20 protein-coding genes are annotated in these 22978 nt (G+C 39.1%); 3 read left to right on the plus strand and 17 right to left on the minus strand.

Annotated features, from left to right (window positions below):
- Position 1: 1 nt before the first annotated feature.
- From HCJ55_RS01200 to HCJ55_RS01260, 13 genes are all read right to left on the minus strand, one after another.
- Positions 2-691 (minus strand): YggS family pyridoxal phosphate-dependent enzyme, encoded by a 690-nt coding sequence (locus tag HCJ55_RS01200; protein WP_185501977.1) that lies wholly within the window; start codon positions 689-691, stop codon positions 2-4.
- A 118-nt stretch (positions 692-809) separates the two neighbouring features.
- Positions 810-1982, minus strand: a complete 1173-nt coding sequence (ftsZ, locus tag HCJ55_RS01205; RefSeq protein ID WP_008948343.1) for a cell division protein FtsZ — start codon at positions 1980-1982, stop codon at positions 810-812.
- Positions 1983-2048: 66 nt separating this feature from the next.
- The gene (ftsA, locus tag HCJ55_RS01210; protein WP_008948344.1) at positions 2049-3329 is read right to left on the minus strand and encodes a cell division protein FtsA; all 1281 of its coding nucleotides are present in this window, start codon (positions 3327-3329) and stop codon (positions 2049-2051) included.
- A 365-nt stretch (positions 3330-3694) separates the two neighbouring features.
- Positions 3695-4507, minus strand: a complete 813-nt coding sequence (locus tag HCJ55_RS01215) for a cell division protein FtsQ/DivIB (RefSeq protein ID WP_185516702.1) — start codon at positions 4505-4507, stop codon at positions 3695-3697.
- Positions 4508-4529: 22 nt separating this feature from the next.
- The gene (gene murG / locus HCJ55_RS01220) at positions 4530-5621 is read right to left on the minus strand and encodes an undecaprenyldiphospho-muramoylpentapeptide beta-N-acetylglucosaminyltransferase (protein WP_185501975.1); all 1092 of its coding nucleotides are present in this window, start codon (positions 5619-5621) and stop codon (positions 4530-4532) included.
- Positions 5618-6985 (minus strand): UDP-N-acetylmuramoyl-L-alanine--D-glutamate ligase, encoded by a 1368-nt coding sequence (murD, locus tag HCJ55_RS01225; RefSeq protein WP_185516704.1) that lies wholly within the window; start codon positions 6983-6985, stop codon positions 5618-5620. The genes murG and murD overlap by 4 nt, the downstream gene beginning before the upstream one ends.
- Before the next feature lie 138 nt (positions 6986-7123).
- Positions 7124-8098 (minus strand): phospho-N-acetylmuramoyl-pentapeptide-transferase, encoded by a 975-nt coding sequence (gene mraY, locus HCJ55_RS01230; RefSeq protein WP_185501973.1) that lies wholly within the window; start codon positions 8096-8098, stop codon positions 7124-7126.
- 46 nt (positions 8099-8144) lie between these two features.
- A complete protein-coding gene (locus tag HCJ55_RS01235; RefSeq protein ID WP_185516706.1) occupies positions 8145-9620 on the minus strand; it encodes a UDP-N-acetylmuramoyl-L-alanyl-D-glutamate--2,6-diaminopimelate ligase in 1476 nt (491 codons plus the stop codon).
- Between the two features lie 174 nt (positions 9621-9794).
- Positions 9795-12050, minus strand: coding sequence for a penicillin-binding protein (locus tag HCJ55_RS01240; RefSeq protein ID WP_185516708.1), 2256 nt, complete (start codon positions 12048-12050; stop codon positions 9795-9797).
- A complete protein-coding gene (gene ftsL, locus HCJ55_RS01245; RefSeq protein WP_008948351.1) occupies positions 12047-12409 on the minus strand; it encodes a cell division protein FtsL in 363 nt (120 codons plus the stop codon). Before ftsL ends, HCJ55_RS01240 begins: the two co-directional genes overlap by 4 nt.
- Positions 12410-12425: 16 nt before the next feature.
- The gene (gene rsmH / locus HCJ55_RS01250; protein ID WP_185516710.1) at positions 12426-13364 is read right to left on the minus strand and encodes a 16S rRNA (cytosine(1402)-N(4))-methyltransferase RsmH; all 939 of its coding nucleotides are present in this window, start codon (positions 13362-13364) and stop codon (positions 12426-12428) included.
- A 13-nt stretch (positions 13365-13377) separates the two neighbouring features.
- Complete coding sequence (gene mraZ / locus HCJ55_RS01255; RefSeq protein WP_003723756.1) at positions 13378-13809, minus strand: division/cell wall cluster transcriptional repressor MraZ; 432 nt, start codon at positions 13807-13809, stop codon at positions 13378-13380.
- Positions 13810-14011: 202 nt separating this feature from the next.
- Entirely contained in the window at positions 14012-15259 is a 1248-nt protein-coding gene (locus HCJ55_RS01260; RefSeq protein ID WP_185504009.1) for an MDR family MFS transporter, read from the minus strand.
- Between the two features lie 115 nt (positions 15260-15374).
- Between HCJ55_RS01260 and HCJ55_RS01265 the strand changes: the two genes are divergently transcribed.
- A complete protein-coding gene (locus HCJ55_RS01265) occupies positions 15375-17147 on the plus strand; it encodes an SgrR family transcriptional regulator (protein WP_185516712.1) in 1773 nt (590 codons plus the stop codon).
- Here HCJ55_RS01265 and HCJ55_RS01270 read toward each other — a convergent pair.
- From HCJ55_RS01270 to HCJ55_RS01285, 4 genes are all read right to left on the minus strand, one after another.
- The gene (locus HCJ55_RS01270; RefSeq protein WP_008948355.1) at positions 17119-17505 is read right to left on the minus strand and encodes a DUF3397 domain-containing protein; all 387 of its coding nucleotides are present in this window, start codon (positions 17503-17505) and stop codon (positions 17119-17121) included. The genes HCJ55_RS01265 and HCJ55_RS01270 overlap by 29 nt on opposite strands.
- Positions 17498-18391, minus strand: coding sequence for a 2-dehydropantoate 2-reductase (locus tag HCJ55_RS01275; RefSeq protein ID WP_185506168.1), 894 nt, complete (start codon positions 18389-18391; stop codon positions 17498-17500). The genes HCJ55_RS01270 and HCJ55_RS01275 overlap by 8 nt, the downstream gene beginning before the upstream one ends.
- A 149-nt stretch (positions 18392-18540) precedes the next feature.
- Entirely contained in the window at positions 18541-18714 is a 174-nt protein-coding gene (gene rpmF, locus HCJ55_RS01280; protein WP_003726143.1) for a 50S ribosomal protein L32, read from the minus strand.
- Between the two features lie 90 nt (positions 18715-18804).
- Complete coding sequence (locus HCJ55_RS01285; protein WP_185504011.1) at positions 18805-19341, minus strand: YceD family protein; 537 nt, start codon at positions 19339-19341, stop codon at positions 18805-18807.
- Positions 19342-19470: 129 nt separating this feature from the next.
- On the opposite strand from HCJ55_RS01285, the gene HCJ55_RS01290 reads away from it, so the two are divergent.
- Both HCJ55_RS01290 and HCJ55_RS01295 read left to right on the plus strand, forming a co-directional pair.
- The gene (locus HCJ55_RS01290; RefSeq protein WP_185516714.1) at positions 19471-20643 is read left to right on the plus strand and encodes a nucleotidyltransferase; all 1173 of its coding nucleotides are present in this window, start codon (positions 19471-19473) and stop codon (positions 20641-20643) included.
- An 82-nt stretch (positions 20644-20725) separates the two neighbouring features.
- Entirely contained in the window at positions 20726-22966 is a 2241-nt protein-coding gene (locus tag HCJ55_RS01295) for an ATP-binding cassette domain-containing protein (protein WP_185516716.1), read from the plus strand.
- Positions 22967-22978: the final 12 nt, after the last annotated feature.

Here is a 22978-nt window from a genome sequence, read left to right on the forward strand (position 1 = left end):
GTTACACCTCCATATTATCGTCACTCACCAAAGCTCTTCCTACTCGTATAAATGTTGCACCTTCTGTAATCGCAATTCCGTAGTCATTTGTCATCCCCATAGATAACTCTGTACATGGAATGTTTTTTAACTGAAGCGCATGAATTTCTTGCTGCAATTGCTTTAACTCATGAAATACGTGATGCAGCTCTATGTCACTATTAGTAATTGGTGCCATTGTCATTAAACCAACAATCTCAATGAACGTAAAATCCGCTTCTTGTAAAAAAGATAGCGCCTCTTCTTTCGAAAAACCATGCTTGCTTTCTTCACCAGAAATATTTACTTGCAGAAAACATTTAACTGGTTTAGTAGCGCGCTTTTCGATTTCCTTTGCAAGCGATGATCGGTCAAGCGAGTGCAAATAATCGATTTTTGGTAATACATCTTTTACTTTACGCGTTTGCAAAGAGCCAATGTAATGCCAACAAATGTCGTCTTTATCTGCAAGTGCTACTGTTTTTTCTAGGAAAACATCGGCACGATTTTCACCAAAGTGGCGAATACCTAAATCATAAAGCTCCGTGATTCCAGCAACATCGATCGTTTTTGTAACAGCTACTAACGTTACATCTTTCGGCTCGCGATTACTTTCTTCACAGGCGTGCTCGATTTGTGCCGTTACTTTTTCTAAATTAGCTTGTTTTGTCATTTTTAATCACCTTATATAATTCCCGAAGCGCTTTATTTAAAACACTTCTTGTTATAATCAGATACCCGGTCACTTGGCAAAGCTTCAAAAGTGGCCGGGTGAATTTGTGTTATAAGTATTATCCGCGACGATTACGGTTACGGATGAATGCTGGTACATCAACATCTGAACTATTTTGTTGTGGTTCAGCTTGTTGTTCATGAACAGGTGCATTTGCTTGTTGTGGCGCGTTTTGCGCATAATCATTTTGTTGTTCGTCTTGTACAGCATAGTTAGGACGATTTACTTGAATGGATTGATTTGGACGACGATTAGCTTGTGCTTGTTGCGCTTGCTTTTCTTCGTCAAAACCTGTTGCGATAACAGTAACAATTAATTCGTCTTGTAATTCGTCGTTAATAACAGAACCGAAAATCATGTTTACATCTTCGTCAGATGCGCTAGATACGATTTCTGCAGCTTCTTGTACTTCATAAAGGCTAAGGTTAGATCCACCAGTGATATTCATTAGGACCCCTTTTGCTCCATCAACGGAAGTTTCAAGAAGTGGAGAAGAAATGGCTTTTTTCGCAGCTTCGGCAGCACGGTTTTCACCAGTTGCGATACCGATTCCCATAAGGGCAGAACCACGATTAGTCATAATAGTTTTTACATCGGCAAAGTCTAAGTTAATTAAACCAGGAACGGCAATCAAATCAGAAATCCCTTGTACACCTTGACGTAAAACATTATCTGCTTCACGGAAAGCTTCAAGCATTGGTGTATTTTTATCAACAATTTGAAGTAAACGGTCGTTAGGAATCACGATTAGCGTGTCTACTGCTTCTTTCATTGCTTCTGACCCAGCTAGGGCTTGTTTTGTACGTTTTGGTCCTTCAAAACCGAATGGTCGTGTGACAACACCAACAGTTAGCGCGCCCATTTCTTTTGCGATTTGAGCGATAACAGGTGCAGCACCAGTTCCAGTTCCGCCGCCCATTCCAGCAGTTACGAATACCATATCAGAGCCTTTTAAAGCTTCTTCAATTTGTTCGCGGCTTTCTTCTGCTGCTTTTTTACCAATTTCAGGTACAGCACCCGCGCCTAGACCACGCGTTAATTTTGTACCGATTTGTAGTTTTGTTTCTGCTTTTGCTAAGTTAAGTGCTTGAGCGTCTGTATTAACGGAGATAAATTCTACTCCTTGAACACCATGCTCAATCATACGGTTTACAGCGTTATTACCGCCGCCGCCAACACCGATTACTTTAATTGTTGCCAAACTTTCTGAACTAGTGTCAAATTCTAACATATTATTGCCTCCTATTTGCCGATTTATACGATACGATTTTCTTGCTGATATACCAGCTATTCGCTTTTATTCAAAAAATGCGCCGAAAAAATTCTTCATTTTTGTAGATACTTTTTCGTCATCTGATTTCTTTTGTTTTGGTTTAGCTTGTTTTTGTTTTGGTGCTTCGTCGTCGTAGCGAGGTTCGCTTGCAGTCGAGCTTACATCGCGTCCTTCTAACTCAGCCATTTGGTAAGCGTATTTAATTAAGCCTACTGCGGTTGTAAAGGATGGTTCACGAACACCAATATAATCAGGAATCGCTAGTCTAACGTGTGCTGCTAATGTTTTTCCAGCCAAATCAATTGCGCCCGGAATAGCCATCGAGCCACCAGTTAGTACATAACCTCCTGGAAGATGCGTTTTGCCAACTCGTGTTAGTTCTTCTACTACTAATTGGAAAATTTCTTCCATACGCGCTTCGATAATATCTGCTACTTCCACTTGTGTAAAATGTTGTTTTTGGTCGCTGCCGATAACATCAATAGCAAAAACTTCATCTGGAGAAGCATCATCATAAAATGCGTAACCGTGCTCTAATTTAACGCGGTCTGCATTGGCAGTTGATGTGTTAAGTCCAAGTGATAAGTCTTTCGTGATATTGTCTCCACCAACTGGAATAACACCAGTATACGTTAGTCGTCCTTGTTCAAACACGCTAACCGTTGTCGTTCCTGCGCCAACATTCACGAGTGCCGTTCCAAATTCTTTATCATCTTCTGATAAAGAAATCGATGCTTCGGCAAGTGGTTGTAAAGCAATATCAGAAATTTCAAGTCCTGCACGTTCCACACAACGTAATGTATTATGTAAAATTGTTTTTGAACCAGTAATTAATGTGCCTTCCATTTCTAAACGTACGCCAATCATTCCGCGCGGATCTGTAATCCCAGTTAGCCCATCCACAACAAATTGATCTGGAATGGTATTAATAATTTCTCTTTCAGGAGATAGAGGAACAACCTGAGCGGCATCCAATACATTCCAGACATCTTCATCTGCAATTTCACGGTTTTCGCTACCTACTGCCACAATTCCTCGGCAAGCCTCTAAATGTACCTGATTGGATACTACCCCAACGATTACTTGAGAGATTTCTACGCCAACCATTCTTTCTGCTTGTTCAATTGCCTTTTTGATGGATTCTACAGTCTTGTCTATGTCGATAATGATCCCTTTTTTGATTCCGGAAGATTCGACATTCCCAACACCGATAATATTGAGTCTATCGTCAGCCATTTCTGCGATGATTACTTTCACAGAAGCTGTTCCAATGTCTAAACTTACATAAATTTCGCTATCACCCATTTATCGGCACCTCCTTTTATTCTAGTCATTTAAGATTTATTTATTTCATTTTTTATACCGAGCAAAAGCCGGTTTTTTAACTTGCTTGAAAAAGCTATAAAACTTCTTTATTTTTATGGCGTCAGTGTAGAATGATTGCCCATTCTGCCTAACATACAAAATCACTTATTTACAGTCTACACTAAGAAAGAAGGTAATAAAAGCACAAAGAACAATTTTTGGCAAATTCTTAGGATATTTTTTTCATTTTATTCAAAAAGCGAACAAGTGTTGGTATCCCTTGGTCTAAGGTCACCATTTTGTTACCTTTTTGAAACATCTGTTACCTATAAATTTGCCAAAAGTTAGCACGAAGAATGATTGTATTATTGGTTTGATTTTTTCTCTTCTTCAGCTTTTTCTTCGGCTGCTTTTTTCTCAGCATTTTGTTGATAATAACTTTGGAAATAAGAACCAACTTCGATGTCAATAACACCTTTTTGGCCATTTGCTAGTTGCGCGACGATGGCTGGATAGTGTTGCATCTTTTCTGCAAAAGTACTGATGTCTGCGGAAACCTGGTTGCCATCATTCATATATAATTCGATATGGCTTTTGTCGCTATCTGTTGGACTATAAATCACTTCCGAAATGGAGCTAACGACCTCTTTTGGTAATTTATTAATTTGTTGTACCATTTTTTCGAGGGTTTTGCCGTTTTCAAAATTTTGGAAGAGCAAATCATTACCGATAGGAAATTGTCGCGGTTGATCCGTTAGCATAATACCACTTTCAAGCACATCGTAGTATTTTCCGTCCTTTTGTTGATAGCCGATTGTTTTAAATTCGGTAATGTTGATCTGGACATCATTTAAACCCTCTTTAGAAACGGTCGCATCTTTAATGAGCGTATTTTTCTTAAGTGTATCTTCGGTTTTACCATTTCTTATACCGATAACAAACTCACCCATTCTAAGTCCACTTTCTTTTCGTACTTCATTTTCAGTAAGTTGTTTATTGCCACTTACAGTAATTTTATCCAACTTACTGAGCGGTGAAAGAAAATAAAGCGTAATAGCTATCAAAATCGCAAAAATTCCGATTAAAATGGCTAGATGTCGTACTAATTTTTTTTTGCGGTATTTTTTAAGTTCTGGAATACGATTTTCAATAGAAATCACTCGTTTATTCTCTGCCATTTTATTCGCTCCTTTCTGCGATTTATTTCATAATACTTAGTACAGCTTCCACTAATTTCGCGGCTGCATCAGGGCGTCCCATTTGCTTGGCGCTTAGTTTCATGCTGTTTAATTTTGCTTCGTCATTCAAAATGGAATCAACGGTCGCCATTAAATCGGTAGTTTTTAATTCTGCTTCTGTAATTACGATTGCTGCATTATTTTTTTCTAATGCACGCGCGTTGTTTTCTTGATGATTCGCTGTTACGTAAGGACTTGGTATCAAAATACTTGGTACTCCAAGCGCTGTCAGTTCTGCGAGTGTTGTCGCTCCTGCTCTTGAAACAACCAATGTCACCGCGTTTAAAATTTTCGGCATATCATAAATAAATGGTTGAACGCTAATATGATTGCCTAAATGTAGCTCGGCTAAAGCATCTTTTATTTTTTCATAATGTACTTCACCGGTTACATAAAGCAGTTGAAAATCACGATTGTTCCATTCTGGTAAAATGGCCTCGACTGCTTCGTTCACGCCGCGCGCTCCTCGACTACCTCCAAAAACAAGGACAGTTGGCTTTCCGGAAACAAGTCCATATGCCTCAAGTGCACCTTCTGAGTCAACTCCAACTACTTCTGAAGCACGTGGATTCCCAGTAAAAACGATTTTTTCTGATGCAAAAGAATCGCTTACTTCTTCAAAACAAATCGCTACTTTATCGGTGTAACGGCTTAAAAATTTATTCGTTAAGCCAGCAACACTATTTTGTTCATGGATTAAAGTAGGAATTTTTAATTTTGCCGCTGCGTAAACAACTGGGCCACAAACATATCCACCTGTACCGATAACTACATCGGGCTTAAAATCGCGTAAAATCTGTTTGCTTCTTTTAGCCCCGCTCAAAAAGCGCATGACCGTTTTAATATTTTCGACAGATAAGGAACGTTTAAAACCAGTAATTTCAATGGCTTCAAAAGGAATGCCTTCGCGTTTAACGATACCTGCTTCTAATCCTTTTTCAGTTCCAATATATAAGAACTCCGCTTCTGGATGTACTTTTTTTAATTCTCTGATGAAGGCAAGCGCTGGATAAACATGTCCACCAGTACCGCCACCACTTATTGCTACTTTCATTTTTCCACCTCTTCTATTAGCTCGCTGATCGCATCCATGTAAGCATTCCCGCGAACTTCAAATGTCCGGTATTGATCCCAACTCGCACATGCTGGTGAAAGTAAGATAATATCTCCTGGTGCAGATTCACGATACGCAACTGGAACAGCCGCCGCAACATCATCGACATAATGCACTTCAATGCCTGCAATTTTCCCAACGCGGCCAATTTTATCCGCTGTTTCACCGAAGACAATTAAAGATTTTACATTTTTGAAAAATGGTAATAATTCATCGAACGAATTACCGCGGTCTAACCCGCCAGCTAATAAAACAACTGGATTTTTAAACCCTTTTAATGCGCTTTGTGTTGCAAGAATATTGGTTGCTTTGGAGTCGTTATAGAACTTGCGACCTTGCCATTCGACAACAAATTGCGTCCGATGTTCTACGCCTTTAAATGTTTCTAAAACACGCATGATTTCTTCATTTGAAACGCCTAATGTCTTCGCTACAGCAACGGATGCAAGAACGTTTTCTAGGTTATGCTCTCCAGGAAGTAAAATATTATCGCGTGCGCCAATCACTTCATCGTTGAACATAATATTTCCATTTTGTACGTAACTGCCTTGCCCTAAACGTTGCGTTGTTGAAAATGGAATAACTTGTGCTTTTGTTTGTTTTGTTAGGTTTTTCAGCTCTTCTTGATCCCAGTTAATTACTAGGAAATCATCGGCTGTTTGATTTTTTTGGATGTGCCATTTTGCTTGCACGTATTCACTACGGTCTGTATGGTAATCTAAATGCGCTTCATAAATATTCGTGATTACCGAAATGTGCGGCTTGAATGTTTCTACGCCCATTAATTGGAACGAAGATAATTCCATCGAAATATATTGATCACTTGTCGCATTTTCAGCAACAGCGGATGCTGGAAAACCAATGTTTCCTGCTAGTAAAGAACTATTTTCTTTATGTGCATTTAACATATGGTGAATAATCGTTGTTGTCGTTGTTTTACCATTTGTTCCTGTGATTCCGACAATAGGTGCCTCAGAAATTTGGTATGCTAATTCCACTTCTGTGATGACTGGAATTTTTAGTTTTAACGCTTTTTCAATCATTGGGTTGTTGTATGGAATTCCAGGGTTTTTTATTACAAGCTCAAATCCCTCATCCAAAAGTTCAATCGGGTGCGAACCGCAAATGACTTTAATTCCTTGTTCAAGCAAGCCTTGTGCTTCTGGATTTTCGCTAAAAGGTTTTTGGTCGTTAACTGTAACAAACGCTCCCAGTTTATGCATAATTGTTGCCGCGCTAACACCACTTCTTGCAAGACCCAAGACAAGCACTTTTTTGTGATGGTACATTTCAATTTTTTTCATTTCCTTTGGTTCCCCCATTTATATCAAAATTGGCGGTCGCATTTATGAGATTCATAAAAACGACGGAAAGCGCCAACCAGATTCTGTAAAAAACAGCTAACTAGAGACGCTTTTGCCGCAAAAATCGCGGCGCATTATTTAAAAGATGACTACACAGACGGAGATAATTGCTCCGATTAGTCCGATTCCCCAGAACGTTAAAACGACACGCCATTCGGACCAGCCACCAAGTTCAAAATGATGATGAATTGGTGTCATACGGAAAATTCGTTTCCCTCCAGTTGCCTTAAAGTAAAATACTTGTAAAATAACAGACGCTGTTTCAATCACGAAAATAATTCCGATTAACAGTAACAGCCATTCTTGATGTACTAAAATAGAAACTGCTGCGATACTTCCGCCAAGTGCAAGTGAGCCGGTATCTCCCATGAAGATTTTCGCTGGATTTTTATTAAATAGTAGAAATCCAAGCATACCGCCGACAATTGCAAAACAGAAAATCGCAACATCCATTTGTTCTTGGTAAAAAGCAATCACACCAAAAGCAGAAAAAGCAATCACAGATAGACCAGATACAAGTCCGTCTAAACCATCTGTTAAATTAACTGCATTGGAGAAACCAACTAACCAGAACAAAATGAAGATAACAAAGAACCAGCCAAGATCCACTTCTATATTCGTAAATGGAATATTAAGCGTTTCGGCAAAGCTACTAAAATGATACACAAGATAAAATAAAATCGAAATCGCAACTTGACCTAAAAACTTCTGTTTCGAAGTAAGACCTAAATTACGCTTTTGAACTACTTTGATATAGTCGTCCAGAAAACCTAATGCGCCAAATAATGCCAGCGCGATAAATAGTAGCCAAGTAGCCGCACTAACTTCCCCACTGATGAACGAAAAGATCAAAAAGCTTACCAGCATGGCGATAATGAATACAACCGCACCCATCGTTGGCGTTCCTGATTTCTTTTCATGCATTTTCGGACCTTCATCTCTAATACTTTGGCCGAATTTTAATTTCACCAAAAATGGTATAAATAGTGGGACACCTATCACGGTAATGATAAAAGCCACTGCAAATGTTGATACTAACATGTATAAAGACACAATAAATTCTCCCCAATCTGTTTGTCAAAGCACTTCACTTCATATTTTATGCGAGTCCGAGTTTTTTTTCAATAGCTATTCGAGCTTCGACGCGATCATCGAAATCAATAACCTCGTCACCAATCAACTGATAATCTTCGTGACCTTTTCCAGCGATCAGAATAACATCCCCTGTTTTCGCCTCGTTTATTGCAAAACGAATGGCATCTCGGCGGTTCTCATGAACAATGTAAGAATTGCTTTCTGGAACGCCTTGAATCATATCTTCAATAATCGCATGTGGATTTTCACTGCGTGGATTATCGGATGTGAAAATAGGGTTTGTTGCATAGTCAACAGCAATTTTGGCCATTTGTGGTCGTTTTCCTTTGTCACGGTCGCCGCCGCAGCCAACAACGACAAAAACGCGTTTTTCTGCAAATTCATCAATCGTTTGTAAAACGTTTAGCAATCCGTCTGGTGTGTGGGCATAATCGACAATGACAGGGAAATCTTGCCCTGCGTGTACGAGTTCGAAACGGCCTTTGACACCTGGTATAGTTTCCACGGTCGCAATCGCTTTTTCGATTGGAATATGTAGTGCGAAACTAGTGGCAATTGCTGCTAATACGTTATAAATGCTGAAGTTCCCAATCATTTTTATTTTCAAAGCGAAATTACCAACTGGTGTCGCTAAATCAAACGTGGAACCATAGCTTGTAATTTTAATGTTACTTGCTTTAAAATCAGCTTGTTCTTTAATTCCGAAAGTAATAACGTGAGCGGCTGTTGCGGTTTGCATGCGCACGCTTTCCGTATCATCTGCATTGAGTACAGCAATTTTTGGATTACTTGTATGATAGCTATTACCTAGTTGCGCGAACAATAAACTTTTTGCGTTGGCATATTCTTCCATTGTATGGTGATAATCTAGATGATCTTGAGATAAGTTCATAAAGACAGCGACATCATAGTCGGAGCCGTAGACACGACCTTGAACAAGTGCATGCGAGGATACTTCCATCACAGCCGTACTTACTCCGCTAAGTAACATGTCTCGAAATGTTTCTTGTAAAGTTAAGCTATCTGGTGTTGTATTTTTTGTTTCTAAAATTTGGTCGCCAATTTTGCGATACATCGTACCAATTAGTCCTGTTTGCTCGCCATTTTCGCGAACGATTTGTTCTACTAAATGGCTTACGGTTGTTTTTCCATTGGTTCCAGTAATCCCAACTAATTTTAATGCTTGGGTTGGTGAACCGTAAAAATAATCGGCTAACATTGCCATGGCGCGTTTGGAATCTCTAACGTATAACACCGGAATCGCAACGTCGACAGGTTTTTCTGCGATGATTGCTACGGCGCCAAGTTCTACTGCGCGTGTTGCGAACTGATGTCCATCCACCAATTCCCCGTCTATACAAATAAAGAGTGTCCCTGGTTTTACTTTTCTACTATCTTGGGCGATTTGGCTAATTTCGATTGCTTCACTCGCCTCGCCAGTATACACCGGGATAGCTTGCATTAGTTCATTTAACTTCATTCTTGCCATCTCCTCAAACTTATTCTTTCTGTTAGTTTTGCTAAAACCAAAAAGAATCCTTTTCTATCTTAGCAAAAACAACAGCGTATAGCTACCACGACAAAAGACACAGATTGCATTTAAAGTTAGAAGTATGCCACTTTGTAAAGCTGACATACTTCTATCTTCCTATTATTAATTGAGCAAATCGCCGATACCGGCATTTTCTTGGATGTCAGTCGCTTTTTTATTTTGTTCAGCTGTATCTTGATCGTGATTTTGATTAAAATCGCCAATATCTGCTGGCGGTGCGAGGGTTAGTTTCATTTTCGTTTCGCTATTAATGATGCTACCCGCGGAGACACTTTGTTCACGCACATAACCATTCCCAGAAAACTCAAATGGAATACCAGTTATTTCAGAAACTTTCAGTGCATCGTCTTTGGACCACGTTATCATATTTGGTGCAGTCATATCGCCATCCGTCATTAAAATAACTTTTTGACCTTGCATGATGGCGCTATTTGCTTGTGGAAGTTGTTGGACAATTTTTTTGCCGTTACCGACTATGATTGGTTCCAAACCTTTATCTTCTACTGCTTTTTTAGCTTCTTCTACTGTTTTTTCTGCTACAACTGGTACTTTTTCAGAAGCTAGTTTTTCCACGTCGCCTGGTTTAATATTCATGTATTGTAGGCTGTTTTTCATAACGGGATTAAATACTTCTGACACTGCTTCGCCACCTGTTTGGCTACCAGATAATTGCGGTTGCTGCATTGTTACGTAAATAACTAATTCAGGGTTATCCGCTGGTGCCATGCCTAGGAAGGAGAATATATAATTATCCGCGCCAGTCATGTATTTGCCTGTTTTTGGATCTGGGATTTGCGATGTTCCTGTTTTACCAGCTACATCATATCCCGGAATTGCATATAATTTACCAGTACCATTTTGGCCACTAATAACGTTTTTTAATTCGTTACGTGTTTTCTTGGCAGTTTCTGCACTGATTGGTTTGCCGGCAATTTTTGTTTCTGTTTTGGTTTCTTCGCCTGTGCTTGGATCTTTTACACTGGAAACGACATACGGTTCTTTCATCGTGCCGTCACTTGCGATAGCGGATGCCGCTTGAATCATTTGCATCATCGAAACGGTTGTCCCTTGTCCGAAAACGGTTGTTACTTTTTCAATTGGGTAGTTATAGAGAATTTTACCGTTTGTTTCATTAGGTAAGGCAATTCCTGTTTTCTTCCCAAAGCCAAATTTATCTAAATAGGTTTTAAACGTATCTGTACCCATTTTATTTAGCAGTTTAGCGAAGGCAACGTTACTGGAGCGTTCTACCCCTTCACGATACGTAATGGAGCCCCAACCATTTCCGTTATTATGGTCATGGATGGCAATATCGCCTACTTTATAAGAACCCGATTGATAGTAATCATTGGCATTATAAGCATTTGTATCAATCGCCGAAGCAAGGGAGATAATCTTCATTACCGAGCCCGGCTCATAAGCATACTCGACAGGTAAATCTTGCCAAATACTAGAACTATTTCCGGTAATCGTTGAACGATCAGCTGGATTGAAAGAAGGACGTTGACTAATTGCTAAAATTTCACCAGTTTTTGGATCAGCTACAACAGCCATCATATTTTTCGGTTTATATTTTGCGTCAACGGTAGTCATCGTGTCTTCTAAAAAGGTTTGAATCTTTTTATCTAATGTTAGCGTGATGTCTTTGCCATCTTTTGCTTCGGTTACTTTATTTTTAGAATTAGGTAAAATATAACCCATTCTATCTGTACTGTAGTCAATCTTGCCGTTTTTGCCTGTTAAAATATCGTTATAACGGGATTCAATTCCCATTTTGCCTTCTAGAACAGTGGTGTTTTTTTCTTCTTCTTGTTGCGCGAAACCGATTAATTGTGTCGCAAACGTTCCATTAGGATAGAAGCGTTCGGATTGACGAGTAAATTCAATACCCGGTAATTTTTCTTTGTCGATTTCTGCTTTTGTTTCTGTGGAGATTTTTTTACCAGCCGCGCCGAATTCGACTTGATACTTGCCTTTTTCTTGGAGTTTATCTAGAATATCTGATTCATCCATTGGAATGTATTTTGCAAGTACGCGCGCTGTTTTTTCTTCGTCCACTACACGCATTGGATTTTTCGTTGTTTTGGAAAGTTTATCACTAACAACTGCCGCAATCGTGTAAGAAGCCGTATCCTCTGCTAACACTTCTCCTTTACGATCTAAAATGGAGCCGCGTTTTGCTTCGAGGACACTGCTTTTTAAATGTTGTTTAGATGCTTTTGCTGCAAGTGGAACTCCATTTGCTTCTCCCGTAATTTGCAAATAAAGAAAACGGCCAGAAACTAAGAGAAAGAGAATCGTGAAAAAGATAAAAAGTACAAGAGCTCCCCTTCTCATGTTACCTATACGCCGTTTCATTGACCATCTACCACTTTCACATTATCGCCATCAAGTTTTAGCCCTTTTTCTTTAGCGATTTTTAAAATACGTTCATATCTCCCTAGATCTTTTACTTCTACTTTTAAGTCTTCATTTGATTTTTGTTGTTCGAGAATTTTGGTTTCTTTTGTTTGAATTTCTTGGTTTACGGTGTAAATTTGAGCTTGTACACTAATGATACGAAAAGCAACAACTAAAACAATCGCAAGCGCAATCGTGATGATTAGTTTTTCCCCGAGCGTCATTTGACCACGTCTTAGGATTTGTTTTTTAGGCTGTTCCGCTTCTCTATGTACTCTATTTGGTTCGAGATTCGATTTATAGGCGACATTGCTCACATTTTTTCAACTCCTGCTATTTGATAATTTTTTCGATCACGCGTAATTTCGCTGAACGTGCTCGGTTGTTTTGTTCCAGTTCCTCTTCACTTGGTAAGATTGGTTTTCTTGTAGCAAGTTTGAAATCTGGTTTATATTCATCTGGAATGACTGGAAGACCTGGTGGTAAATCTGGTCCTTTTGTCGCTTCTTGGAATAATTGCTTGGTTATGCGGTCTTCTAATGAATGAAACGTAATTACGCTAATTCTGCCGCCTGGTTTTATTAAAGTTAAGGCTTTTTCAAGCGAATCTTCTACTGCACCTAATTCGTCATTAACGGCTATTCGGATAGCTTGAAAAGTGCGTTTCCCTGGATGTCCGCCTTTTCTTCTTGCTGGCGCCGGGATAGCTGTTTTGATAATATCTACTAGTTCGCCGGTTGTTTCAATTGGTTTTACTTCACGACGACGTTCGATTTCACGAGCAATTTGTTTCGAGAATTTTTCTTCACCATACTGAAAAAATATACGGATTAAATCTTGGTAAGACCATTCGTTGACAATAGTTTTTGCTGTCAATTCTTGTTCTTGATCCATTCGCATATCTAGCGCAGCATCTTGGTGATAACTAAAACCACGTTCTCGTTCGTCTAATTGAGGGGAAGAAACACCTAAATCATATAAAATCCCATCAACCGCTTCAATTCCGCGCTCGTTTAATGCTTCTTTCATATCGCGAAAATTGGCTTTAATAAAAGTCACTTTATCGCTATAATCTGCTAGTTTAATTTCTGCATTATCAATTGCTGTTTGATCTTGGTCAAAAGCAAATAAATGCCCTTTTTCATTAAGCTTATTTAGTAAATACTCGGAGTGGCCTGCGCCGCCAAGTGTTGCATCGACATAGATTCCGTCTGGTTTTACTTCAAGCATATCGACTGTTTCATGTAGTAGTACGGTTTCGTGCTTAAACATGCAATTCCCCTCCTTAAATATCGAAGCCAATCATATTTTCGGCTAAATCAGCAAAAGATTCTTCTGCCTCGTTAAAGACATCGTCCCACTCTGATTTACTCCAAATTTCAATACGACTTGAAACCCCAATAATTACTGTTTCTTTTTCCAAATCCGCATACTGTAGTAAGTTGGATGGAATATTAATCCGACCTTGTTTGTCTAGTTCACATTCAGACGCACCGGAAAAGAAGAAACGTGTAAAGGAACGAGCATCTTTCTTAGTAAGTGGTAAGGTTTGGAGCTTTTCTTCAAGCTTTTTCCATTCCTCTTGTGGATAAGCAAATAAACACTTATCAAGTCCTCGGGTTATAACAAAATTATCCCCCAAAAGCTCACGGAATTTAGCTGGCACAATTAATCTGCCCTTTATATCGATGTTGTGTTGATATTCTCCCATGAACATTAGACTTCACCCACTTTCATACATACCACTTTACCACATCTCCCCACTTCGCACCACCCAAAACCTAAAAAAGTGCAAAAAAAAATCATTCTAGTCAAAACATAGAATGATCAAATCCCTATTTAAAGCCATTTTCAACTATTCTTATTTGTGAAAAACAATGTGGGGCTCGGTGGAGGGATTCCCCACTTTCACCCCAAAATCATTTTGCTAGTACTTTTTGCCAGCCAGATTTTAATGCTACTGCTGAAAACACAATACTTAAAACCCCAAGAATAATCGTAAAAGTACCCATCCCATATTTGCCAATAAATGGTGCGAACACTAAACTTACAGAGCCAACCATTTTACCAACTTGGAAAACAATGCCATTCAGCGCCATATAAGCCCCACGTCTATTATCATCCACAATAGCTGCTAAAATCGTTTGACGCGTTGGTACGTAAAGTAATTCCCCAATTGAAAGTACGACTGTCGCGATAAGTAATACCGCCAAATTATTCGCAAAAGCACACACCGCAAAACCTGCCGCAAACAAAGTAAAACCTACGTACATAATAGGTTGCTGCGCCCGTTTAGTCACAAATCGCGCAATCGGCACTGTGAATAGTACAATAAACAGAGTATTTACAGCCGTTAATACACTCACTATTTGTACGCCATTCAAAGAAATGTTCCCAAGTGGTCCTAAATGCACAAGCAATCCCTGAATATCTTCCGCCAAACGAACCGAGATGTAATTACTTCGTTGAAACTCAATCGACATAATCGCAATTCCCCCAATAGTATATAGAAGAAAACGATAATCATGTAAAACTTGCCCGTAATTTTTCAGCATTCCCATTAAACCATACGTTCCTTTTTCGGGGATAACTTTTTGTTTCAATGTTTCTGATATACAAGCAATCGTTAACCACGCTGTTACAAACGACATCGCAAAAAGTGCCACAAGTAACGGAAAAAGATAGTCCACAAAAAACCACCCACCAACAATAATCCCAATCATTATCGACAAATTGTTCGCCCAGTAACTAACTGAATACATAAATGACCGATTCTCTGGTGTACTTACATCAATTAACATCGCCTCACCCGCTGGATTAATGAGCCCTTGTGCCACGCCAATAACTAATAACATCACAAAAGTCATCCACGGCGAATGGAAAAATGGTGAATTACAAAGCACCATCCCAAGAAAAGCAACCACTTTTAACAATTCTCCAGCGACCATTAATTTCTTTCGACCAATAATATCCGCCAAATGCCCGCCGTACATACCCGCAAGAAATTGCGCCAACACGTTAATCATCAAGAGAATTCCAGCAACACCACTATTGATTTCCATTGAAAAATAAATTGCCATAAAAGGAAAAATCATCGAACCGATTACTTTACTCAAAAATTGAATTAATATCCGCGCCCGAATATTCGGGTGTAACTCTCTAAACATGACATCCCCTCCATTTGCAATTTTTCTGACTTCTCTGTTAGTATAAAAGGGATACATACATATAAAAAGGGTATTCATTCTGCTAATTTGTCCCCTTTTAGAATGGAGCGGAATTATGGATAAAGATTATTTTACGATGCGGGCATATCTATACAGCATCACGACTGATTTAGACGCACCTTTTAAATTAAGTGATTTAGCCAATATTTGGTTTTGTACGACTAAAAATGCCAAGCGTAAATTACAACAATATCAAGCAAAAGACTTGCTTACTTATTTTCCAGGACTTGGCCGGGGACATGTTTCACGGATTATCTTTCCTAAACAACTGGAAGAAGAAGTACTGGCAGTTTTAGAACAAAGCCTAGCAGAAGATGCCTTTAGCGATATTTTATTTTTACTCCAATTACCTATTCCCAAAAGTTGGTTTACGGGCATCTCCACTGAAATCCAGCAAATGTTCGGCTTACAAGTAACGGATAATCAACAAGAAATACTCCGCTCAATCGTTCGCCGCAAACTCACCACTTTAGATCCGCTTAAAACCTCTGTTTCTATGGAAGCCTTTCTCATTACTCAAATTAGCGATACACTCGTCAAATATGATGAAACTAAAAAGGCTATTGTCCCTCATATCGCTCACCACTGGAACGTTTCCGATGACTTTACTGAGTGGACTTTTTATTTACGTAAAAGTGTTTTATTTCATCACGGGCGAATGCTTGATAGTGAAGATGTGAAGTTTAGCTTGCTTCGTTCCATACAAACAAAATCTGTTTCCGCTTGGCAATTACAAGATATTAAAACGATTAAGTGCCTAAACAAATTCACGCTTTCTATTCATTTGAAAAAGCCTGAACCGTTTTTAATTCGTTATTTATGTACAGCCAATATGGCGATTTTGCCGCGTGACGTTATTTTTGATGAATATAAATGGATTTCTACAGGGCCATTTCGAATAGTGGAGCGTAATGATGAGCGCTTAGTTTTAGAAGCCTTTGATGGTTATTTTTTAGAGCGACCGATTCTTGACCGAGTAGAATTTTGGACAGCGCAAACCGGGACAACGCTAAAAACTATCCCAATGCAGTTCACCTCTGTTGATTACGAGGAAAATACGGCTTACGTAGAACGGCGCAAACTTGGTGTAGGCGTTAATTTTATTTGTTTCAATACGCATCGAAATGGCGTCCCGCAACACCCAGCATTTCGCGAAGCCATTTATCAGCTGATTGATTGTCAAAAAGCAAGCGAACAAGACTTCGAAAATTATGGCACGGTGGCGTCCAACTATTTTCCCGAAAAATCTATTTCGCCGAAAAAGTACCCTGAAAAAATCGCCGCCTTATTAAAAGAAGCCAATTACCGTGGAGAAAAAGTGATATTCGGCTCAACCCAACACCCTACTGCTTTAAAAGAAGCAAAGTGGATTCGGGAACAGGCGCTACAATTTGGAATTAACTTAGAACAAAAATTTATCACGCATCATGAAGCTTCTTACTCGAAAGTTCCAGAACAAGAAACGGATTTTATGATGATGGGCGAAATTCCGGCTTCCGATAACGAAATGGCTTATTTGGACTTTCTCAACAATCCCTATCTATTACCGCAACAACTGTTCAATCCATCTATCCTTGCAGAACTCACAAAAAAACTGGAGGTGTTTAAAACAGAAAAAGACGCCTCCAAAAGAGACGCCTTGCAAACAGAGATAGATCGCTGGCTAACAGCTAATCATTATTTAATTTATTTGCATCATCCTGAAAAAAGCCAGTCACTTCATTCAATGATGAAAGGAATTGCAGAAAACCCTTATGGCTATTTTGATTTAAGCAAAGTTTGGATTGAAACGAACCCGCTTAAAAACGTAAAATCAGACTATAAATAATGCCATATAGATAAAGCACCACATAGAGCAAGGCGAAAATGAAGAAGCACAGTCGCCAGTAGCCACGCAAAATTTTACGGAATTGGATTTCGCCTTCTTTTTTCGCGGCCATCACAACGATAGCAATACCTAAGATAAATAAAAATAGTAAAATATATAGTAAAAACGAGCGATTAAATAGCACAATCATGAAAAAATGAACGGCGATAATTAAGAAAATAGTAGACAAGTCAGCGGCTAACATAATTCTCCGCTGGCTTTTCTTTATTTTAATACTGGAAAAAAACATCGTAAAAATAAATACCACCACTGGTAATATAATAATAATTGCTGTTGAATTTGTTAACCAATCAAACATTGCTTTCTCCTTCCAACCCTTTAATTAGATGATATAACGTGCGAAGTGTAGGAAGTGACTCCCCTTTTGCTAAAATTGGCAAGACGATTCCATCAATTTCTGTCATGCGATTGTTCATTCGATCAAGCGCCATCGAGGAAAAATTAGTAGCAGTCACTCGGCAAATGGTTTCCACTTTCTCTAATGCATTTTCTATTGGTAAAACCATTTGAATTTCTTTCACAATTATTTTTAACAATGCATGCCATTCTTCGTTTTCTAGGAGTTTTCCATTTTGGACTTGAAGGACGGCTGTGAGTGGATTAATCACGGCATTGATAAATAATTTTTCTTGGATAATTTCTAAGTAACTATCGTGTTTCTCAACAGGGAAAATTGGATTGGATTGTAGTATTTCAGCTACATCATCACTTACTTCGCCCTGATACACACTATACTTTGTCCTACCATGACCACGCCAAATGACCGTAGTATCATTTTCCCGACCTGCGCCATGTTCGCTAATACCGAGCAAGATAGTTCGTTTTGCGCCGAGTAGTGACAAGCTATCTAAATGCGCTGCCCCATTTTGAATAAATAACAGCGTAACTGTTTCAGGTAGTTTTTGTAATATGGGTAAAATTGCTTGTAGTGAATATTGTTTAACGGCGACAATTAATAACTGTTGTTCGGACAATTTGGCTGTGTCTGTTATTTCTGTTGCTTGTATATGTATATTTTTAAATTCAACATTATCTTTTAAAGAAAGCCCTTTTTGGTTTAATAGCTCGCTTTGTTCTTTTCTGCGGGTAAAAAGTGTGAGCTCTGCTTTTTCAGCAAAATTAGCTGCATATAAAAGACCCATCGCTCCTGCTCCAATAATCCCGACCTTTAGTTGGTTCGCCATTTTGTTCAGCTCCATATTGGTTAATGCTTTTATTTTATCAGAAGTAGCGATTGTTTGCACTTTTTGGCGCAAACAAAAACCTCGAAAGACCCATGGCGTCTTTCGAGGTTCGTTTTCAACAAGTGAAACGTCACCTGTTTTTAACAATATTAGCTGTTTGCTACATCTTTGCCATCATATTGTCCACATTCTGGACATACGTGATGGGAAAGTCTGTATTCGCCGCAATTCGAGCATTCGTTCATGCCCGGAAGTTGAAGTTTCACGTGAGTACGACGCTTACGCTTTTTGGCTTTTGAAGTTCTTCTAAAAGGTACTGCCATTTCCTTACACCTCCTTGACGATAACTAAGTACTTGTATCGTTAATCTAAGAAAAATAAATTCCTTAATATATTCCAGCTTCACGGGGAGTTTAGTCTTCTTTTTTCTCATCGAAAAAATTGGCTAGTCCCGCAAGACGAGGATCCACTTTTGGTTCTTTTGCTATTTGTTCTAGTAGATTGCCTTCTTCTGTTTTCATTTCCCATTCATTGCCTCGTGGAAGTTTACTCATTTCGAGTGCGTCTTCACTGAAAACTTGCATTGGAATTTCAACGAGTAAAAGTTCTTCTACTACAGGGGTTAAATCGACCATATCCTGTTCCATCACATGCCAAGATTCATCTAGAACTTGTTCTTTGGATTTCACAAAGGTTTCCGTCGCATGCACTTCATAAGGATAAACAACATCCTCAAGTGTACGAGCACATGGAAGTGTCCACTCGCCCTTCATTGTAAGGTTAGCGGTAACTTCTTCTGGGTGTACAATAAGCTCCCCAGTTACTTGTACGGGGCTTGCATCACGAACGTCTATATTGTTCTCTTGAAAGAACTTTTTTAGGTCAGCTTTTTCATTAATCGTGAAGTTGCTGTCACGATATTTTTTCAATTGACTGATAGACCATTTCATCCTACATCACTCCAAGCGCAACACAAAATATTATAGCTTTTTTAAAGGCTTTTGTCAATGGTTTTTCGGGGACCAAAACTACTGGCGGAAATTTATGCTAAAATAGATTATCTAAAGGAGGGAATCGAAATGAAAGCAACTGGAATTGTGGTCGAATATAATCCGTTTCATAATGGGCATAAACTACATCTAAATAAGGCATGTGAGTCCACTAATGCAGATGTGGTGATTGCGGTAATGAGCGGCTCTTTTGTGCAGCGCGGTGAACCGGCAATCTTACCTAAATGGGAACGAACAAAGATGGCACTCGCTGCTGGCGTTGATATGGTTGTTGAACTTCCGGTTTCATTTGCGACACAACATGCGACTATTTTTGCCGAAGAGTCCGTTCGGATTTTAGATGCCCTTCATGTTGATTCGCTATTTTTTGGAAGCGAACATGGGGTTGCAGAAGATTTTTCGGTCGCTGCTAAAACAGTGGTCGAAAATGAAGCAGCATTTAATCAGGCAATTCAGCTGGCGTTAGTTGATAAGAAAATTTCTTATGCGAGAGCTTATACAGAAGCTTTCACCACTTTATTCGGCGCTGACTTGCTGGACGTCACTAAACCAAACAACATTCTCGGTTTCCATTACGCACTGGCTGTTCAAAAACAAAATCCTACTATCTCCTTGCAAACAATCCCGCGCGCGCATGCCGAATACCATGCTGCGGAAGCAACTCATGATCAAATTGCTAGCGCGACTGCGATTCGAAAATTAATACTTGCTGGAAAATCAGAAGAAGCTAGCCGCTATCTCCCTGTATCTTCCATCGAAGTTTTAAAAAATTATACAGGGCCATTTTTATCATGGGAAGATTATTGGCCGTTGCTTAAGTATCGCTTAATTCAAGCTAGTTCGGAGGAGCTTGAAGAGATTCGTGGTGTTAGTGAAGGCATTCAAAACCGAATGCAACACGCGGCAACCAAAGCGCAGAGTTTTTCCAATTTTATTGAACGATTAAAAACAAAACGATATAGCAATGCCAGATTGCAGCGAACAGCTTTGCAAATTTTATTAAATGCGAAAGAACAGCCTACCTCGCCTTACATCCGCATACTCGGCATGAATAAAACTGGCCAAAAATACTTATCATTTCATAAAAAAAATATTTCTCTTCCTATAGTCACAACTGTTTCCAAAGCAGCACCCGGACTTTTAGAAGAAGATTTACGAGCAACTTCTATTTATACGCTAGCAAATGGACTTGAAAATTATCAAGCAGGCGACTTTCATATTCCACCAATTTTGACCTTGTAAATATTTACAAGGTTTTTGGTTGACTTTTGTGGAGCAATTTTGCTAAGATATTTGTCCGACTCAAAAAACAGGAGGTATGTGTATGGTACAAGAATATATTCGCTTAAGAGGAGCACGTGAAAACAATCTCCAAAATATTTCTCTAGATATTCCAAAACGAAAAATCACTATTTTTACTGGTGTATCTGGTTCCGGGAAATCTTCTATTGTATTTGAAACTATTGCCACGGAATCGCAAAGACAGTTAAATGAAACGTACAGCGCTTATCTTCGTAATTTCCTTCCGAAGTATTCGCAACCGGATGCGGATTCAATTGAAAACCTCTCCACCTCTGTTATTATTGATCAAAAACGACTTGGCGGTAACTCTCGCTCCACCCTTGGTACCATCACGGATATTAATTCGATTTTGCGATTACTTTTCTCGCGGGTCGGCAAACCTAGCATCGGCACAGCAAATCTATTTTCTTTTAATGATCCTGCTGGTATGTGTCCCGACTGCCACGGTGTTGGTCAAAAAGTTTCGGTTGATTTAGTCAAATTACTCGATCCAAATAAATCGCTCAAAGAAGGCGCCATCTTATTTCCGACGTTTTCTGTCGATTCATGGTACTGGAATTCCTATGCTTATTCCGGCTTTTTTGATGTGAATAAAAAAATAAAAGATTATACCGAAGAAGAATACGACATGCTTTTACATGGAAAAGATATTAAAGTCTTTCTGGAAACTCCGATGGGTAGCATGAACGCCACGTACGAAGGTTTAATTCCGAAATTCAATCGTTTGTACATTCAAAAAGAAGGCGAAATGTCTGCTTCTACGAAAAAACGTGTCGATAAATTTACACATATCGCACCTTGTACCACTTGCGAAGGAACACGACTTTCTGCGCAAGCTTTATCTTGCAAAATAAACGGCGCGAATATTGCCGACTTCACAGCAATGCAATTAGATGAACTAACAGACACAGTTGCGAACATTACTGATTCGACTGCTATTCCGATGGTCAAAAGTATCACAGATCGATTGCAACATTTAATTGATATCGGACTTGGTTATATGACACTTGATCGCCAAACAGCTTCTCTTTCAGGAGGAGAATCACAGCGTGTCAAAATGATTCGTCATTTGGATAGTAGCCTAACTGATTTACTTTATATTTTCGATGAACCAAGTATTGGTCTTCATCCACGTGATGTCCATCGTTTAAATGAATTACTCGTGAAATTACGTGATAAAGGCAATACAATTCTCGTCGTCGAACATGATCCTGATGTGATTAAAATTGCCGACCATATTGTCGATGTTGGCCCGCACGCTGGGAAACATGGTGGTGAAATTCAGTTTGTCGGGAGTTACGCAGATTTACTTAAGTCTGATACCCTGACTGGTCGTTTCCTCAATCGCCATTTACCAATTAACGATAAACCACGTACACCAAAAGGCTTTTTAACAACGGAAAAAAGTAGCCGCTTTAATTTAAAAAATATTCAAGCAAACATTCCGAAAGAAGTGCTTACGGTGATAACAGGTGTGGCTGGTTCTGGGAAAAGCACGTTAATTCATTCCGTGTTTCTAAAAGAATATCCAGATGCGATTGTTATCGACCAATCAGCAGCTCATGCGAATATCCGCTCCAATCCAGCGACCTATACGGGCATCATGGATCCAATTCGAAAAGCATTTGGAAAAGAAAATGATGTCAGCCCTTCCCTGTTTAGTTACAACTCCAAAGGGGCTTGCGAAAACTGTAAAGGACTCGGTTTCACAACGATGGATTTAGCTTTCATGGATTCGATTCGTACACCTTGCGAAGTCTGTCACGGCAAACGATTCCAAGATTCTGTTTTGCAATATAAACTAGACGGGAAAACAATTAGTGATGTATTAGAATTAACCGTCTCCGAAGCACTCCAATTTTTCACGGATAAAAAAATCTTGAAGAAAATCGCGGCAATGGAAGAAGTCGGAATTGGTTATGTCACGCTTGGTCAACCACTTAGTACGCTTTCAGGCGGGGAATGTCAGCGTCTAAAACTCGCTAACGAGCTGCATAAAAAAGGTTCGATTTATATTATGGATGAGCCAACAACTGGGCTGCATATGTCAGATATCGAACATATTCTGGCAATTATTCACTCACTCGTCAATAAAGGCAATACCGTTATTGTGATTGAACATAATGTCGATATTATTCGAAATGCTGACTGGATTATCGACCTTGGCCCAGAAGGTGGTAGTTCAGGCGGGCAAATTATTTTTGAAGGTACACCACTTGATTTACTTGAAAACAAACAATCATTAACTGCAAAATATCTTTAATAGAAAAAAGCC

Origin of the sequence: Listeria marthii, from assembly GCF_014227425.1 — a bacterium.
Taxonomy (GTDB): Bacteria; Bacillota; Bacilli; order Lactobacillales; family Listeriaceae; genus Listeria; species Listeria marthii.